This window comes from Jannaschia halovivens (genome assembly GCF_046452375.1).
Taxonomy (GTDB): domain Bacteria; phylum Pseudomonadota; class Alphaproteobacteria; order Rhodobacterales; family Rhodobacteraceae; genus Jannaschia; species Jannaschia halovivens.
This window is the reverse complement of the sequence record NZ_JBKFDJ010000002.1, coordinates 212,165-229,019: the sequence shown is the minus strand read 5'-3', so window position 1 is coordinate 229,019 and position 16,855 is coordinate 212,165. Positions and strand designations below refer to the sequence as shown.

General features: G+C 68.0%; 18 protein-coding genes and 1 pseudogene. 11 read left to right on the top strand and 8 right to left on the bottom strand.

Annotation, left to right across the window (positions count from 1 at the left end; all coding sequences use genetic code 11):
* Positions 1-408 precede the first annotated feature (408 nt).
* The gene (locus ACK8OR_RS14535) at positions 409-1,239 is read left to right on the top strand and encodes a lytic transglycosylase domain-containing protein (protein ID WP_410190693.1); all 831 of its coding nucleotides are present in this window, start codon (positions 409-411) and stop codon (positions 1,237-1,239) included.
* A gap of 16 nt (positions 1,240-1,255) precedes the next feature.
* On the opposite strand, the gene ACK8OR_RS14530 is transcribed toward ACK8OR_RS14535, so the two are convergent.
* The 6 genes from ACK8OR_RS14530 to glyA all read right to left on the bottom strand — a co-directional run bounded on the left by ACK8OR_RS14530 (position 1,256) and on the right by glyA (position 6,559).
* A complete protein-coding gene (locus ACK8OR_RS14530) occupies positions 1,256-1,543 on the bottom strand; it encodes a GNAT family N-acetyltransferase (RefSeq protein WP_410190130.1) in 288 nt (95 codons plus the stop codon).
* A 3-nt stretch (positions 1,544-1,546) separates the two neighbouring features.
* On the bottom strand, positions 1,547-2,176 hold the full coding sequence (locus tag ACK8OR_RS14525; RefSeq protein WP_410190129.1) for a CoA transferase subunit B: 630 nt from the start codon (positions 2,174-2,176) through the stop codon (positions 1,547-1,549).
* A gap of 9 nt (positions 2,177-2,185) precedes the next feature.
* Positions 2,186-3,280: a PAS domain-containing protein gene (locus tag ACK8OR_RS14520; RefSeq protein ID WP_410190128.1), complete on the bottom strand. Its 1,095-nt coding sequence runs from the start codon at positions 3,278-3,280 to the stop codon at positions 2,186-2,188.
* On the bottom strand, positions 3,270-3,983 hold the full coding sequence (locus ACK8OR_RS14515) for a CoA transferase subunit A (protein WP_410190127.1): 714 nt from the start codon (positions 3,981-3,983) through the stop codon (positions 3,270-3,272). The genes ACK8OR_RS14520 and ACK8OR_RS14515 overlap by 11 nt, the downstream gene beginning before the upstream one ends.
* Positions 3,984-4,073: 90 nt before the next feature.
* Positions 4,074-5,177 (bottom strand): class II histone deacetylase, encoded by a 1,104-nt coding sequence (locus ACK8OR_RS14510; protein ID WP_410190126.1) that lies wholly within the window; start codon positions 5,175-5,177, stop codon positions 4,074-4,076.
* A gap of 86 nt (positions 5,178-5,263) precedes the next feature.
* Positions 5,264-6,559: a serine hydroxymethyltransferase gene (gene glyA / locus ACK8OR_RS14505; RefSeq protein WP_410190125.1), complete on the bottom strand. Its 1,296-nt coding sequence runs from the start codon at positions 6,557-6,559 to the stop codon at positions 5,264-5,266.
* 144 nt (positions 6,560-6,703) lie between these two features.
* On the opposite strand from glyA, the gene ACK8OR_RS14500 reads away from it, so the two are divergent.
* From ACK8OR_RS14500 to ACK8OR_RS14475, 6 genes are all read left to right on the top strand, one after another.
* Positions 6,704-7,474, top strand: coding sequence for an NAD kinase (locus ACK8OR_RS14500; RefSeq protein WP_410190124.1), 771 nt, complete (start codon positions 6,704-6,706; stop codon positions 7,472-7,474).
* Between the two features lie 130 nt (positions 7,475-7,604).
* Complete coding sequence (gene metG / locus ACK8OR_RS14495) at positions 7,605-9,320, top strand: methionine--tRNA ligase (protein ID WP_410190123.1); 1,716 nt, start codon at positions 7,605-7,607, stop codon at positions 9,318-9,320.
* Complete coding sequence (locus ACK8OR_RS14490; RefSeq protein ID WP_410190692.1) at positions 9,317-9,688, top strand: VOC family protein; 372 nt, start codon at positions 9,317-9,319, stop codon at positions 9,686-9,688. Before metG ends, ACK8OR_RS14490 begins: the two co-directional genes overlap by 4 nt.
* A gap of 144 nt (positions 9,689-9,832) precedes the next feature.
* On the top strand, positions 9,833-11,392 hold the full coding sequence (locus tag ACK8OR_RS14485) for a calcium-binding protein (RefSeq protein ID WP_410190122.1): 1,560 nt from the start codon (positions 9,833-9,835) through the stop codon (positions 11,390-11,392).
* Positions 11,393-11,511: 119 nt separating this feature from the next.
* Positions 11,512-11,733 carry a DUF3072 domain-containing protein gene (locus ACK8OR_RS14480; RefSeq protein ID WP_298430198.1) on the top strand — a complete coding sequence of 74 codons (222 nt, stop codon included), beginning with the start codon at positions 11,512-11,514 and terminating at the stop codon, positions 11,731-11,733.
* Positions 11,734-11,935: 202 nt separating this feature from the next.
* Positions 11,936-12,403, top strand: coding sequence for an Hsp20 family protein (locus ACK8OR_RS14475; RefSeq protein ID WP_410190121.1), 468 nt, complete (start codon positions 11,936-11,938; stop codon positions 12,401-12,403).
* A 77-nt stretch (positions 12,404-12,480) separates the two neighbouring features.
* On the opposite strand, the gene ACK8OR_RS14470 is transcribed toward ACK8OR_RS14475, so the two are convergent.
* Together ACK8OR_RS14470 and ACK8OR_RS14465 are read right to left on the bottom strand one after the other, a co-directional pair.
* A complete protein-coding gene (locus tag ACK8OR_RS14470) occupies positions 12,481-12,966 on the bottom strand; it encodes a hypothetical protein (protein ID WP_410190120.1) in 486 nt (161 codons plus the stop codon).
* Positions 12,967-13,083: 117 nt separating this feature from the next.
* A complete protein-coding gene (locus tag ACK8OR_RS14465) occupies positions 13,084-13,950 on the bottom strand; it encodes a hypothetical protein (protein ID WP_410190119.1) in 867 nt (288 codons plus the stop codon).
* A 123-nt stretch (positions 13,951-14,073) separates the two neighbouring features.
* Between ACK8OR_RS14465 and miaB the strand changes: the two genes are divergently transcribed.
* The 4 genes and pseudogenes from miaB to ACK8OR_RS14445 all read left to right on the top strand — a co-directional run bounded on the left by miaB (position 14,074) and on the right by ACK8OR_RS14445 (position 16,750).
* Positions 14,074-15,393 carry a tRNA (N6-isopentenyl adenosine(37)-C2)-methylthiotransferase MiaB gene (miaB, locus tag ACK8OR_RS14460; protein WP_410190118.1) on the top strand — a complete coding sequence of 440 codons (1,320 nt, stop codon included), beginning with the start codon at positions 14,074-14,076 and terminating at the stop codon, positions 15,391-15,393.
* Positions 15,394-15,587: 194 nt separating this feature from the next.
* On the top strand, positions 15,588-15,932 hold the full coding sequence (locus ACK8OR_RS14455; protein WP_410190117.1) for a hypothetical protein: 345 nt from the start codon (positions 15,588-15,590) through the stop codon (positions 15,930-15,932).
* 285 nt (positions 15,933-16,217) lie between these two features.
* Positions 16,218-16,412 (top strand): annotated as a pseudogene (locus ACK8OR_RS14450) (hypothetical protein); the annotation flags it as partial.
* Positions 16,413-16,438: 26 nt separating this feature from the next.
* On the top strand, positions 16,439-16,750 hold the full coding sequence (locus ACK8OR_RS14445) for a hypothetical protein (RefSeq protein WP_410190116.1): 312 nt from the start codon (positions 16,439-16,441) through the stop codon (positions 16,748-16,750).
* Positions 16,751-16,855: the final 105 nt, after the last annotated feature.

The following is a 16,855-nucleotide window of genomic DNA, read 5'->3' as shown; positions in this document are numbered from 1 at the left end:
GGAGATGTGACACTTCCCTCTTGATCCCCCTCCGCCTGCCAACGGGAGGGCGGGGACTGCTCGATTGTCACGTCTTGCCCGAGTGTCTCGGTGCCTTTTGTTGATCGGGCCGCAGAAGCGGTCTGCCGTCGCCGCCACGACCCGATGAAACCGGTATGATGGCGAAATGGGGCGGAAACGTGTCCAATTCGGATCGAATTGGGGACAATAGCAGATTTACGGGGAATTGACCGTGATCCGGCAACGATAGCGTGGCCGCAAAGCGTCTGGCCTGGGGTGCGATCCAACGAAAGGCGGCACCGGCACGGCGAATGTCACACAGGGGCCACGCCTGCCTGCCCGACCCATGACAGATGGGGCGCCCACGTGGCAAGGTGCCTGAAAACAAGAACCGAGCAGTTCGCCATGATCAGATCCGTTTCTCTCGTCCTCGCGGCGGCGCTGGCCTGTGCCGTGCCGCAGGGCCCGGCGCTTGCCGACTTCACGTTCAAGCGCGTGCGTCCGCCCGCCGCGGGGACGACGAAGTTCATCAATATCCAGATCGAGCCGCCCGCGCCCGAGGCCGCCCCGCGCCCGTCCCAGCCCGAGTTGCCCGAGGACATGGTCGCCCGCACCGCGCCGTCCGAGCCGGCATCGCGCAACCGCGAGCAGGCGTGGTTCTGGTCCGCCGTCTCACCCGAGATCGGCGACGTACCGGGCCGGTTCCGCACCGCGGCCCAGGTCGCCGCCCGGCCGCCGCAGGACAGCGGTGTCGCGGCCCCGCCGCTGGCGCATCTGCGCGACATTGCCAAGCATCACGGCCCCGACATCCTGCGCCATTCGGTCGGGACGCGGGTCTCGCCTGCGCTGGTGCTGGCGCTGATCTCGGTGGAATCGGCTGGGCGGACGGACGCGCTCTCGCACAAGGGGGCCAGCGGCCTGATGCAGCTGATTCCGGCCACGGCCGAGCGGTTCGGCGTCTCCGACACCCGGGATCCGGCGCAGAACATCCGCGGCGGGGTCGCCTATCTCGACTGGTTGATGAACGAGTTCGGCAACGATCCCGTCCTGGCGCTCGCGGGCTACAATGCGGGCGAGGGGGCGGTGCGCCGCCACGAGGGCGTGCCGCCCTACGGCGAGACCCGTGCCTATGTGCCGAAGGTCATGGCGGCGTGGAACGTGGCGCGGACGATGTGTACGACCCCGCCCGAACTGCCGGGCGACGGATGCGTCTTCGATGCGACGCTGATGGGCGGCTAGCGCGGCCCGACGGACCTTATTCGATCACGTCGGCCCATTCGGGATGCTTGCGCGCCTGCGCCTTTACGAACGGGCAGAGCGCGATCACGCCTTTCCCTTCGGCCCGCATGTCCGCGACCATTCTCTCGGCCAGGGCAAGTCCCGCGCCCGAACCGCGCAGGCCGTCGGGCACGCCGGTATGGTCGACGATGATCTTGCTGTCGCCCAGCCGCGAATAGGTCATCTCGGCCTCGTGGCCGTCCGACTTCAGAAGCCAGCGACCGCCGCTCTCGCCATCCTCGCGGGTGATCTCGAACGCGGCCAAGCGTCAGGCGACCAGCGTGGCTTCGGTCAGATCGCGCAGCTCGTCCTCGGTGACGCCGTCGGCCAGCTCCACCAGCTTCAACCCGCCCTCGACCACGTCGAGCACGCCGAGATTGGTGATGATCCGGTCCACGACCGCCTTGCCGGTGAGGGGCAGCGTGCATTCCTTCAGGAGCTTCGACTCGCCGTGCTTGTTGGCATGATCCATCACCACGACCACGCGCCCGACGCCCGCCACGAGGTCCATGGCCCCGCCCATGCCCTTCACGAGCTTGCCGGGGATCATCCAGTTGGCGAGGTCGCCGTTCTCGGCCACCTCCATCGCGCCGAGGATCGCCATCGCGATCTTGCCGCCCCGGATCATGCCGAAGCTCTGGGCGCTGTCGAAATAGGCCGAGTGCGGCAGTTCGGTGATCGTCTGCTTGCCGGCGTTGATGAGATCGGGGTCCTCCTCGCCCTCGTAGGGGAAGGGGCCCATCCCGAGCATTCCGTTCTCGGATTGCAGAGTCACCTCGATTCCCTCGGGGATGTAGTTGGACACCAGCGTCGGGATGCCGATCCCGAGATTGACGTACCAGCCGTCCTGCAGCTCCTGCGCGGCACGCGCGGCCATCTGGTTGCGGTCCCAGGGCATGGCTCTCTCCTAGAGTTCGACGATGTCGACGGGCACGTCGATCATCACCACGGTGCCGGCGGCGCCGCGGACGGGGGTCAGGGTCGCCTCCAGCCCGTCGAGCAGCGTCGCCATCAGGCGGCCCCCGACGGTCTCGGGGTTCGGGAACGGCTCGTTGGCAGGCAGGCCGACGCCGTCATCGCCGATCGTCAGCCGCAGGCCGCCCGCCGCGAGCTTGGTCATGCGCAGCTCGACCACGCCCTCGTCGACGCGCTCGAAGGCGTGGCGGAAGGCGTTGGAGAGGACTTCCGACATCAGGAGCGAGATCCGGACCGCCGCGTCGAGATTGACGTCGATCGGGTCGATATCCTGAACGTAGCGGATGCCCGGACGCCCCTCGTGATGGGCGATGGCGGCCGCCGCGCGGCTGAGGAGCGAACCGAGGTCGATGCCCGGATGGATGTCCTGCTGGCGGTCGGCTAGCTGCATGCCTTCATAGGCCAGCTGAAGACATTCGAGCCGTCGGTTCATGTCTTCGGCGGCGCGGGTGTCGTAGCCCGTGACCTCCTGGCCCAGCTGCTTGAGGACCATGGCGAGATCACCCTGCACCCGCTCGTGCAGCATCCGCAGCAGGCCGTGGGCGTGCTCTTCCTCGGCCTCGGAGGCGTAGATTTCCTTCTGGATGCCCAGAAAGAAGATCGGCTCGCCATTGCTGTCGCTGATCGGCGCGATGATCAGCCGGTTCATGAAGGGCGATCCGTCGGCCCGGTAGTTCAGCAGATCGACCGTGACGTCGCGCCCGTCCGCGACGGCGTGCCGGATGCGGTCGACGGCGTCCTTGTCGGTGTCCTCGCCCTGCAGGAACCGGCAGTTGCGCCCGATGGCGGCCGAGCGCGAATAGCCCGTCGTCCGCTCGAAGGCCGAATTGACGTAGACGATCGGCTGATCCTCGGCGCGCGCATCGGCCAACACGACCGCGACGCGGACGCGGCTGAACCCTTCGAGCGCGGCGCTGTCTTCCATCACTGCGGCCAGCTTGCGACCGCCGGAGCCGCCGGAGGCACGTGCGCGATTGGCCTCGGGCTGGGCCGTACCGTGTGCAGGAAACTCGCGATCAGGTGCCATCAGCGCCTCCTCTCGGTCGTGTCGTGCGTTGTTCGATCCGTTTCTCGTGCGTGCCTTGTATGATGCGATGCACGTAGATGCCGGGCAGGTGGATGTGATCGGGATCGAGCGCGCCGGCCTCGACGATCTCCTCGACCTCGACGACGCAGACCTTGCCGCACATCGCGGCCGGCGGATTGAAGTTGCGGGCGGTCTTGCGGAACACGAGGTTGCCCGTGGTGTCGGCCTTCCATGCCTTCACGATCGACAGGTCGGCCACGATCCCCCGCTCGAGGATGTAGGTCTCGCCGTCGAATTCCTTGTGGTCCTTGCCCTCGGCGATGACGGTGCCGACGCCGGTCTTCGTGTAGAAGCCTGGAATGCCGCAGCCGCCCGCCCGCATGCGCTCGGCAAGCGTACCCTGCGGGTTGAACTCCAGCTCCAGCTCACCCCCGAGATACTGGCGCATGAATTCCTTGTTCTCGCCCACGTAGCTCGAGATCATCTTCTTGACCTGCCGGGTCTGCAGCAGGATGCCGATGCCGAAATCGTCCACGCCCGCGTTGTTGGACGCGAAGGTCATGTCCTTAGTGCCCGCATCCTTGATCGCCTGCAGCAGAAGCTCGGGGATGCCCGAAAGGCCGAACCCGCCCGCGGCGATCAGCATGCCGTCGAACAACACGCCGTCCAGCGCCTCCGCGGCGGACCCGTAGACCTTCTTCATTGGCAGCGCCCCCCCGGCGGAATTCCATCGTATGCGAAGTGATAGACGACACACGGTTTCGTTACAATCACGGCTCCGACGGCTGCGACATCATGGGTGGCGCGCCGCTCGCGCCTCGGCCATTTCGGCGATCCGACCGGCGACGAAGGCATCGAAGGACGGGTCCGGCTGGCGGCGCGCGAAGGTCTCGGCGAAGGGGTCGGGTGCGACGGTCGCGCTGTCGGCCATCGTCGCCAGGACGGCATGGCCGCAGAACGGCACATAGACCTCGGAATAGCCACCCTCATGGGCCATCACGAGCCGTCCGCCGCAGATGTCGCCCGCGAGTCCCATGACCTGCGCGGTCATCGCGGCGAAGGTCTCGGCGGTGGCCATCATCCGTCCCAGCGGGTCCAGCACGCAGGCATCCAGCCCGCAGGCGACGATGACGACGTCCGGCGCGTGGGCCCGGATCGCGGGCAGGACGAGACGCTCCATCGCGTGGAGATAGGTGGCGTGGCCTGCACCGGGCGGCAGGGGGATGTTGAGGTTCGCGTTGGCCTCGGTGTCGAACTGCCCGGTGTCGAGCGGGTAGTTGTTCTCCTGATGGATCGAGACGGTCAGGATATCGGCGTCGGCGGCGAAGATCGCTTCGGTCCCGTTGCCGTGATGCACGTCCCAGTCCAGCACCGCGACCCGGAGGCCGGGGCGATTGGCACGGGCCCGTTCGACGGCCAGCGCGATATTGGCCAGGAGGCAGAACCCGTTGGGCCGGTCGGGCAGGCAGTGATGCCCCGGCGGGCGGCTGAGCGCGTAGGCATTGGCGAGATCGCCGCACATTACGGCATCGAGTGCGTCCCCGACCAGGCCCGCCGAGAGGCGCGCGATGTCGTAGCCGCCAGGACCGAACGGCGCCCGCATCCCGAGTTCGCCCCCGCCAGCCTCGGAGGCGGTCGCGAAGGCGTCGAGATAGGAGGCCGGATGAACGCGCAGCAGGTCGGCACGGTCCATCGGGCGCGCGGTGCGCTCGGACATCTCGCCCATCAGCCCGGTGACGCGGAGAAGGTTGACCAGCCGCCGCTTCGTCTCGGGGTCCTCGGGCAGCCCGCCGCCACCCGCGATCGGCTGCACGAGCCCGCCCACAGGCGCCATCTGCGCGTAGTTGCCGCCGCCATGCCAGAGGCACCGCTCGTCATGAAAGAATCCGGTCGTCATGCGGCCCAGCCTGCGCGCGGGGCAGCGAGATATTCAACGAATATCTCGCATGAAAAACTCTTCGCCGAAGAGTTTTGCGCCCCGAGTCAGAGGTCGGGGTAGATCGGGAAGCGGTCGCAGAGCGCCTGGACGCGGGACTTCACCGCATCCTCGACAGCGCCGTTCCCATCCGCACCGTGCGCGGCCAGCCCGTCGACCACCTCGACGATGAGGTCGGCGATCTCGCGGAACTCGGGCTCGGCGAAGCCCCGCGTCGTGCCCGCGGGTGAGCCGAGACGGATGCCGCTCGTGACCGTCGGCTTCTCGTCGTCAAAGGGAATGCCGTTCTTGTTACAGGTGATGTGGGCGCGGCCCAGCGCGGCCTCGGTCGCGTTGCCCTTCACCCCCTTCGGCCGCAGATCGACCAGCATCAGATGCGTGTCGGTGCCGCCCGTGACGATATCGAGCCCGCCTCTCTGCAACTGGTCGGCCAGCGCCTTGGCATTGGCGATCACCTGCGTCTGGTACTCCTTGAAGCCCGGACGGAGCGCCTCGCCGAAGGCGACGGCCTTGCCCGCGATCACATGCATCAGCGGTCCGCCCTGGATGCCGGGGAAGATCGCCGAATTGACCTTCTTCGCGATGGTCTCGTCATCGGTCAGGATCATGCCGCCGCGCGGGCCGCGCAGGGTCTTGTGCGTCGTCGTGGTGGCGACATGGGCGTGGGGGAAGGGCGAGGGGTAGTGGCCTGAGGCGACCAGCCCTGCGAAATGCGCCATGTCGACGAGGAGGATCGCGCCGACGCTGTCGGCGATCTCGCGCATGCGGGCGAAATCGATGATCCGCGGAATGGCCGAGCCACCGGCGATGATCATCTTCGGGTTATGCTCGGTCGCAAGTTCCTGCACCTGGTCGTAGTCGAGCAGCAGGTCCTGGCGCCGCACGCCGTATTGCACCGCGTTGAACCACTTGCCCGACTGGTTCGGGCGCGCGCCGTGGGTCAGGTGACCGCCCGCGTCGAGCGACATGCCGAGGATCGTGTCGCCCGGCTGCAGCAGCGCGGTGAACACGCCCTGGTTGGCCTGGCTGCCGGAATTCGGCTGCACATTGGCGAAGCCGCAGCCGAAGAGCTGCTTCGCGCGGTCGATGGCGACGTCCTCGGCGATGTCGACGAACTGGCACCCGCCATAATACCGACGGCCCGGATAGCCCTCGGCATACTTGTTGGTCATTACGCCGCCCTGCGCTTCCATCACGGCGCGGCTAACGATGTTCTCGGAGGCGATCAGCTCGATCTCGTCGCGCTGGCGGCCGAGTTCGGAGACTGTGGCGGCGGCGATCTCGGGGTCGGTCTCGGACAGGCTGCGGGTAAAGAAGCCGTCGTCGCGGAAGGGGGCGGTCATCGGGACACTCCTCGGACTGGATGGCGCCTCATACGCAAGACGGGGGCGGACGAAAAGCGGCCAAAGCGGCGCATCGCCCCCGCCGCGCGACGCTTGCGTTTCCGATCGGCACCCCGCAACCCTTGCCGGAAACCGGGGGACCCCATGCCGAACCGCGCCCGCGCCATCGCCTTCGTGGCCTCGGACACGCCCGAGGCGCAGGACGCGCTCGGGCGCCTGACGGAGCGCTACGGTCAATGCGTCCCCGACGCGGCCGACGTGATCGTGGCGCTGGGCGGCGACGGCTTCATGCTGCAGACGCTGCACGCGACGATGCATCTGGACGCGCCGACCTACGGGATGAACCGTGGCACCGTCGGCTTCCTGATGAACGAGTATGCCGAGACCGGGCTGACGGCGCGGCTGCGCGACGCAGAGGAGGCGGTGACCAATCCGCTGAAGATGGTGGCGACGCGCGCGGGCGGAGAGGTGGTCGAGGCGCTTGCGATCAACGAGGTCTCGATGCTGCGCGCGGGCCCGCAGGCCGCACGCCTCCGGATCAGCGTCGACGGCCGCGTCCGGATGGAAGAGCTGGTCTGCGACGGCGCGTTGGTCGCGACGCCGGCCGGATCGACGGCCTACAACTACTCCGCGCATGGCCCGATCCTGCCGATCGGGTCGGACGTGCTGGCGCTGACGGCGATGTCCGCCTTCCGGCCCCGGCGTTGGCGCGGGGCGCTCCTGCCCCGGACGGCGGCGGTGACCTTCGACGTGCTCGACCCCGACAAGCGCCCGATGATGGCCGAAGCCGACAGCCGGTCGGTCCGCGACGTGGTGCGCGTCGAAGTGGCGAGCGAGCCGTCGGTCTGCCACCGCCTGCTCTTCGATCCGGGCCACGGGCTGGAGGAACGGCTGCTGCGCGAACAGTTCACTTGAGCGCCCGCGGCGGGCGCCGGGGCTCTGCCCCGGACCCCGAGGTATTTCGGGCCAGAGGATCCGGGCGGGAGACGGCGCTTGCGAGGGTCAGGGCGGTTTCCTAGAAGCCAACGACCCTCCGGAGACGTATATGCCCCGCACCCTGATCACCTCAGCCATCCCGTATATCAACGGGATCAAGCATCTCGGGAACCTGATTGGCTCGCAGCTTCCGGCCGATCTCTACGCGCGCTACGCGCGGGCGCGCGGGCATGAGGTGATGTTTATCTGCGCCACCGACGAGCACGGCACCCCGGCCGAGCTGGCCGCCGCCAAGGCCGGCAAGCCGGTGGCCGAGTACTGCGCCGAGATGTGGCAGGTGCAGAAGGATCTCGCCGACGGGTTCCGCTTGTCCTTCGATCATTTCGGTCGGTCGTCCAGCCCCCAGAACCATCGCCTGACGCAGCATTTCGCGGGTCGCCTGGACGATGCCGGGCTGATTGAGGAGCGGTCGTCGCGCCAGGTCTACTCGAATGCCGACGGGCGGTTCTTGCCCGACCGCTATGTCGAGGGGACCTGCCCGAATTGCGGCTACGACCGCGCCCGTGGCGACCAGTGCGAGAACTGCACCAAGCAGCTCGATCCCACCGACCTGATCGAGCCGCGCTCGGCCATCTCGGGCTCGACCGACCTTGAGGTGCGGGAGACCAAGCACCTGTTCCTGTTGCAATCGAAGCTGCGCGACCGGCTGGATGCCTGGATCGACGGACAGGTCGGCTGGCCCGTGCTAACCACCTCCATCGCGAAGAAATGGCTCCATGACGGCGACGGGCTGCAGGATCGTGGCATCACCCGCGATCTTGACTGGGGCGTTCCGGTGGCCAAGGGCGACGCCCCTTGGCCCGGGATGGAGGGCAAGGTCTTCTACGTCTGGTTCGACGCGCCGATCGAATACATTGCGGCGACCAACGAATGGGCCGACGCGGAGGGGCGAGGCGATGCCGACTGGCGCCGCTGGTGGCGCACCGACGAAGGCGCGCAGGACGTGCGCTACGTCCAGTTCATGGGCAAGGACAACGTGCCCTTCCACACGCTGAGCTTTCCCGCCACGCTCCTAGGGTCGGGCGAGTCGTGGAAGACGGTCGATTACCTGAAGTCCTTCAACTACCTCAATTACGACGGCGGCCAGTTCTCGACGAGCCAGGGTCGCGGCGTATTCATGGACCAGGCGCTGGCGATCCTGCCGCCGGATTACTGGCGCTGGTGGCTCTTGTCCCACGTCCCCGAGAACAACGACACCGAGTTCACCTGGGAGGCGTTCCAGACCGACGTGAACAAGGATCTGGCCGATGTGCTGGGCAATTTCGTCAGCCGGATCACCAAGTTCTGCCGCTCGAAATTCGGCGAGGCGATCCCGGAGGGCGGGACGCCGGGCGAGGCGGAGCAGGCGTTGGGCACCCGGTTGGCCGAGGGGCTTGCGCGCTACGAGAGCCACATGGACGGCATCGAGATCCGCAAGGCCGCGACCGAGCTGCGGGCGCTTTGGGTTGCGGGCAACGAGTATCTGCAGGAGGCCGCGCCCTGGGCCACGTTCAAGACCGACCCCGAACAGGCCGCGATGCAGGTCCGGACGGCGCTGAACCTGATCCCCCTCTACGCCAACCTGTCGGCACCCTTCATCCCCGACGCGGCAGGCGCGATGCTCGACGCGATGGGGGCCGAGCCGGGCTGGCCGGAGGATGTGGCGACGGCCATGGGCGTGCTGCCGCCGGGCCACGGGTTCACCGTGCCGGACGTGCTCTTCGCGAAGATCACCGACGAGCAACGCGAGGACTGGGCCGCGCGCTTCGCCGGAACCCGCGCCTGATGCGGCTGGGCGCGGTCGCGCTGATCGTGCCGGACTACGATCCCGCAATCACCTTCTTCGCGGCCATCGGCTTCGCGTTGACCGCCGACGAGGATCAGGGACGGAAGCGGTGGGTCACGATGCGCGCGGGCGACGTGGAGATCGTCCTGGCCCGCGCGGACGGCGCGCGTCAGATCGCGGCCATCGGCGATCAGTTCGCGGGCCGGGTGGGGCTGTTCCTACGGACCGACGACTTCGCCCGCGACGCCGCCCGGATCGAGGCGGCCGGCGGCCACTTCGAAGAGGCGCCACGCCGCGAATCACACGGCACCGTCGCCGTCTGGCGAGATCCCTGGGGAAACCGGTGGGACCTCATCGAGCCGAAATAGCCCGCCCTTAACCATTTCTTAAGAAACGATTGGAGCGGGCCGTCCGCATTGTCCCCGCAGATGCCGATTATGTCTCGAAAGAGTTGCAATCATGGCAAAAAATAGATGGAGGTAGGGCGGAATTGCGTTTTGGGGGAATCGGTCATGGGTATCTTCGCGGCTCTCGCGGTCCTGCTGTTCGGTGGGTTGGTCATCGGTCTCGATGACGACGACGACAATACGGCCGCGCCGCCTGCCGGTCCCGGCGAAGGTGGCGAAGGCGGCGGCGAGGGGCCGCCCCCGGTCATCGATCCCGGCGCGCTCGACGCGATCCTCGGGGACGCGGAGGCCAACACTCTCGACGGGACGCCGAACGCGGACTTCATTCGCGGCTTCGCGGGCGACGATGTTCTGAACGGCGTCGGCGGGAACGATTTCCTCAAGGGCGATCTCGGGGCCGACAGCCTCAATGGCGGGCTCGGCGACGACACGCTCGACGGCGGCTTCGGCGCGGACCGGTTGGCCGGCGGGAGTGGCGACGACGATCTCGACGGGGGCTTCCAGAGCGATTTCCTCAACGGCCAGCGCGGCGCGGACGAACTCGTCGGCGGCGAGGGCGCGGATACCCTGCTCGGAGGGATCGGCAACGACAGCCTCAACGGCATCGAAGTGCCCGAGGGTGATGGCGCCTATGCCAACCGCGAGGGCGGGGGCGACAGCCTGAACGGCGGCTCGGGCGACGACGACATCCTGTTCGGCGATTTCGACACGGTCACCGGCGGCACCGGCGCGGATGCCTTCCGCACGGGCGATTATATCGAGGCCGACCGGACCGGGACGATCACCGATTTCGACCCCGCGGCCGACACGCTTGAGCTGAGCTATGCGCCGCTCGGCGCGGGCGAGGCGGTTCCGGCGGTGACGACGACCGAGGTCGACGGCAACACAATCGTGGCGCTGGGCGGCGAGGCGATCGTGACGCTTCAAGGCGTGACCGGTTTCGACGGCTCGACCGTGTCCGTGGTCGAAGGACCCGCCGTGGCGCCAGAGACCGGCGGGCCGCTGCCGCCGGCCATCGTCAACCCGCAGACCCTCGGCACCGCCGAGGACGACGCGATCGAGGGCAACAACGGTGACAACGACATCTTCGGGCTGGAGGGCAACGACCGCCTGACCGGCCGGGCCGGGGACGACACCCTGACCGGCGGAACCGGGGCCGACACTCTGGTCGGCGGTGTCGGCGACGACGTGATGATCGGGTTCGAGAATGTCGGCCCCGACGACGACGCCGAGAATGCCAACCTCTACGACCTGGATCTCAACGAGACCGGCGACGATGTGGGCGACAGGATGGTCGGCTTCGCGGGCGACGACATCTTCGTGATGGGCGACGACGATCTCGCGGCGGGCGGGCCGGGTGCCGATACCTTCGCGGCGGGCGACTGGATCGAGACCGGGAACGCCACCACGGTGACCGATTTCGAGGCCGGGACGGACCTTATCAAGCTCTTCCATGAAGGGGGCACCGCGCCCGCCGTGACGGCCGATGTCGTCGGGGCGGACGTGCAGGTGAGCTTCGGCGACCAGGTGGTCATGAACGTCCTGGGCACCACGGATACGGCCGCGGTGCTGGCCGCGATCGAGGTGATCGACGGGACCTCGGCGGCGGCCATGCCGGTCGTCGCGGCCTTTGCACCGCCCGCGCCGGTCGTTCCGATGCCCTGACGGCACGGATCATGATACGCAGGACACGCCCCCGGCCCCATGGGTCGGGGGCGTGTCGCGTTCGGGAACCGTCCTTGGCGCAGAACGTTACCGGAACATCTACATCCGAGGAGGTTCCGATGACCCAGATGACCGACACCCCCAAGCAGGACGCGCCCGGCAATGCCGACAAGGATCCCGATGACTGGGTCACGGGAGACGAGGCGATGACGGGCGCGCAGGCCAGCTATCTCAAGACGCTGTCGGAAGAGGCGGGCGAGCCGTTCGATCCGGGTCTCAGCAAGGCCGATGCGTCGAAGCGGATCGACGCGTTGCAGGCCGAGACGGGACGCGGCGCCTGACATCCAGACCGTGACGGACGGGTCGGTGGGCGATGTCCTGCCGACCCGTCGGCCAGGACGCGGCGGGGGCCGCCGGGCCCTTGAACGCGTCCCGCCCGGTTCCCAGATCAGTCGCGTCGGAGGCCGGTTCCGGGTCCGACGTCACCCGCCCCGTCCGCACATCGGAGGGGCACAACCTGTATCGCTTCACGTGAGGATGCACATGCGTACCTATGATTTCACCCCGCTCTACCGTGCCAGCGTCGGCTTCGACCGCATGGCCAATCTCGTCGACCGCGCCATGACGGCGGATACGGCGACGACCTATCCCCCCTACAACATCGAGAAGCTGGGCGATGACGCCTACCGCATCTCCATTGCCGTCGCGGGCTTCACCGCCGACGATCTGAACATCGAAGCGCGCGAGAACGCGCTGACGATCACCGCCAAGAAGGCTGGCGAGGCCGATAGCCGCACCTACCTGCATCGTGGCATCGCGACCCGCGCCTTCGAGAAGACTTTCCAGCTGGCCGACCATGTCCACGTGACCGGCGCCAGTCATGCCGACGGCATGCTGCATGTCGAGCTGGAGCGTCAGGTGCCCGAGGCGCTCAAGCCGCGCCGCATCGAGATCGCACCCGGTGCCAAGACCGACGCGATCGAAGGGACGTCCGAGACCGTCGAGGTGTAATCCTTCCCCGAGACTGTGCCTTGAGGTTACGGACCGGCGCGTGCCCCCAGACGGGGGCGCGCGCTTTTTTCGTGGGGTCAGGTGCGACGGAGCATCTGCATCACGGCGACCATGACGATCCCGTAGAGGACGTGCCCCACGAGCGCGACCCAGGTGATCCCGGTGAAGTTGAGGAAGAACGGCAGGCCCGCGATCGCGGTGATCCCGCCGATGGCGAAGACCCAGAGGCCGAAGCCGTAGATCGCCGAGGGCACGAACCAGTGCATGTCGCCCACGACCCGCGACCAGATCGGCTTGAAGATGAACAGCCAGCCGATCGGGTAGCCGATCAGCCCGACGAGGTAGAAATGCACGAAGTAGCCTGCGAAGTCACCGTTGGGCAGGCCGAACGTGCCCAGAAGGCTCTTGGCCAGGCCATGCGGCGACAGGTTCGCGAAGCCCAGCCCCGGACTGATGAGCTGTCCCCAGAGGTCGAAGGCGCAGGTTGCGACGAACCCGGATATGAACATCAGCCCGAGGGTCTGCGCGTTCAGCCCCGGACGGGCGGGTGAGGTATCGGTCATGTCGTGCTCCGTGCGTTGGTGTGATGCAGGTGTGACACGTCGTCCCGCCGCGTGGCGACACACGTTCACCCCACGCCGCCTCACGAGATCGAGGGCAAATGTTTCAGTCGTTCGCCGTCAGAACCACTGCCCCGGCTCCATCAGCCCAAGATCCATCATCTGCTGCGCCCGCCATTCGAAGCGGACCGATCCGTCCCAGCGGAAGCCCTTGATCGCGGCGCGCGAGCCGGGGTTCGTGGCCAGCGCCTTGGCCGCCCGGAAGGACGCGACCGTGGCCGTCATCGAGTGGTGCCACGGGCAGGCATAGGTGTTCATCTCCTCGACCGAGAGCGTGTGGTCGGGGCGCAGCACGAGGTCGGGCCGCGCCCGGAACAGCGCCGCACGATCGATGCGGCGGCGGTCGGGGGGCACGTGCTCGTCGAACCGCCAGCGCAACCCGCCGAAGAAGTCGAGTTGCCGCTCCTTCGGGCCGCTGTCGTCATGGCTGTCGCGGCGGAGCGCGAAATATCCGGCCTCGTCGATCCACGCGTCCTCGCGGTCCACGCCGACCGATCCTTCGTCGAGCGTCCCGGCATAAAGGTCGATGACGAAGCAGAGGATCGCGTCACGCCGTTCCTCGGTGCAGAAGGCCATCGCCTCGCCGATCCGGCGTGTCTCGGCGAACGGGTGGAACAGGTATTCGGCGTTGTAGGCGTAGCCCGTCCACGCCCCCGGCGGCCGCGCCCGGATCAGCGCGTTGACGCAGACCGTCGTCATTGCCGCGGGGCGGCGATCCAGCGAGAGGCGGTGAACCCCCTCCGGCAGCGGATCGGGCAGGGCGATACCGGGCGGCACGGCCAGCACGATCGCCCCGAACCCCGCCGTGAGGTGATGCCGGATCGTGCTTTCGATCTCGACCTCGTCCTCGCAGATCAGCATCAGCGCGGGGCCGGCCCCCAGCGCGCCGCCGCGCGCGGCGAGATCCTCGATCGAGGTGAAATCCATGCGGCCCGTCCCGTGTTTCGCGGCACATTCGTGCAAGCCCCGCGCCCGCGCAACACCCCCGCGTTGTGGGTCGGGCTGCGCTGCGCTATTGCCGCCACGCATGCCCGCCCCCGGAGATCCGTGATGACCGCGCCGAAGAAGCTGCACGTCAAGACCTATGGCTGCCAGATGAACGTCTACGACAGCGAGCGCATGGCCGAGGCGCTGGCGCCGTCCGGCTACGAGGTGACGGACCGGCCCGAGGATGCGGACCTGATCCTGCTGAACACCTGCCATATCCGCGAGAAGGCCGCCGAGAAGGTCTATTCCGACCTCGGCCGCCTGCGTCCGCTGCGCGACGCCAAGCCCGATCTGAAGATCGGCGTCGCGGGCTGCGTCGCCCAGGCCGAGGGCGCCGAGATCGTCGCGCGCCAGCCGCTCGTCGATCTGGTGGTCGGACCGCAGACCTATCACCGCCTGCCGGACATGGTGCGCGCGGTCGAGGGCGGGTCGACCGCCATCGATACGGACATGCCCGAGGAGGACAAGTTCGACCACCTGCCCAAGCTGCGCACGCCCGCCGCGCGGCCGAGCGCCTTCCTGACCGTGCAGGAGGGCTGCGACAAGTTCTGCGCCTTCTGCGTCGTGCCGTACACGCGCGGGGCCGAAGTCTCGCGCCCCGTCGACCGGCTTCTGGGTGAGGCGCGGGCCCTTGTGGCGCGCGGCGTCCGCGAGATCACGCTGCTGGGCCAGAACGTCAACGGCTACCACGGCGAGGGGCCGGGCGGCGTCTGGAGCCTCGGCCGCCTGATCCGCGAGATGGCGGGGATCGACGGGTTGGATCGCATCCGCTTCACGACCTCCCACCCGAACGACATGACGGACGACCTGATCGCCGCCCATGCCGAGGTGCCCGAACTGATGCCCTACCTCCATCTGCCGGTGCAGTCGGGATCGGACCGCATCCTGAAGGCGATGAACCGCAAGCACACCGCCGAGAGCTACCTCGCCATCGTCGACCGCCTGCGTGCCGCGCGGCCGGATCTTGCGCTGTCGGGGGATTTCATCGTGGGCTTCCCCGGCGAGACCGAGGCCGATTTCGAGGCGACGCTCGATCTGGTGCGGCGCGTGCGCTACGCCGCCGCCTACACGTTCCGCTACTCGGCGCGGCCGGGCACACCGGCCGCCGAAAAGGACGCGCCCGAGCAGGCCGTCGCGGTCGAGCGTCTGCACCGCCTTCAGGCCCTGATCGCACAACAGCAGGCCGAAGCGCAGGCCGCGATGGTCGGACGCGAGACGACGGTCCTTTTCGAGAAGGCGGGCCGCGAGCCGGGCCAGCTCGTCGGCAAGTCCGAGCACCTGATGGCGGTCCATGCCGACGCGCCGGACGCGCTGCTGGGCCGGATTGCCGGCGTGCGGATCACCGAATCGAAGGCGAATTCACTCGCGGCGGTCCTCGTCTGACCTGCCCGGACCCCGCGCCGCGTCGCGGGTTCGGAACCAATCGACGCCCGCCGACGACAGCGTTTCGCAGATCGCGGGTTGATTAACGTTTTGTTCACACATTGCTTTCCCGACTCGGAGAAGGCGGCCATAGTCGAACGGATCTGCCTTGGTCCGCCCTGCCGGCGGCCCGTATCCCGTTCGGAGTCTGCCCCATGTCCGTCTGTTTTCCCGTCCCCACCTTCGCCGCGGCCATCGGTGCGCTGTGCCTGTCCTTCGCCGCCGCGCCGCAGGCCGAGGCGGCGGGCCATGCCCGTGCGGCAAAGGCCCCCGTCTCGATCCAGGTCAGCTGTGCGCGCTATGCGCTGCCGGGGGTGATCTGGGACCGTCCGATGGGCGTGTTCCTCGATGACCTGACGAAGGCGGGCTACAGCTCGGACCGAGCCTGGGCCATCGGCAACCGGATCTGCCGCGACGAGCGCTATGTCGGCAACACCGCCGCGATGGGGCAGGCGATGCAGTACATCCTCGCGACCGAGCCGCCGCTGCGCCGCCGGTGATTCCGGCGCATCCGACGGGTTTTGGGGTTTGCACCCCCGGCATCTTTGCTAGTGTTTCCCCAAGGGCCGCCTGCCAGCGCCCGGTATCTGCCGGATCTGCCGAAGGCTCGTGCCCGTGACCCAAGGTTTCACAAGGGGGGCCGCCGCGTGTCTCGTCACGGATCTTCAACCATCAGGACGGTCGCTGCCGTCCTCGTCGCAGCCGTCGCGACGCTCACGGCACCGGCATCCGCGCAGAATGTCGGCGATGTGGGCCAGGACGGCAGCGGAAATGTCTGGACCTTCATGCCTGGCCCCAATGGCGAAGGCATCTGGCGGCGGGGTCGCATCGCGCCCGGCGGGACCGAACGGCGCATCCTCGCGGAACGCTACACCCCGACGATCTGGATCGATCCGGACGGGTGCGAGCATTGGGTCATGGATGACGGGGTCGAGGGATACATGACGCCGCATCTGCGCGGCAACGGCAGGCCCGTCTGCGCCGGCGCGCCGAAGGGGCATTGAGCATGAAGACCACGCATTTCCTCGGACTCGCCGCCTGTGTCGGCGTCCTCGCCGCCTGCGATACCGATAACAGCCGCGACAAGACGGTCGATGGCCAGCTGATCGGCCGCTCCTCGCTTCAGGAGCTGACGCCTGGCATTTGGGTCGATCCGCGCGGCTGCCAAGCCTGGCTGATCGACGATGGGGTCGAGGGCTACCTGTCGACGCGCTACGACCCGCAAACCGGCCGCCCCGTTTGCAATGAAGGCGTGGCACCCCCGGAATACGTGACCGGCCCGTTCCGGGCGGGTTCGGATATCAACGACCCGATTTGAACATGCGCCGGACGCCTGAGATCGGGGCCGCGGCGGAGACGTCGCGGCCCTGTCACGTTCGGGGTATCGGATCGCGGCGCGACACCCCATATCACCAGACTGCCC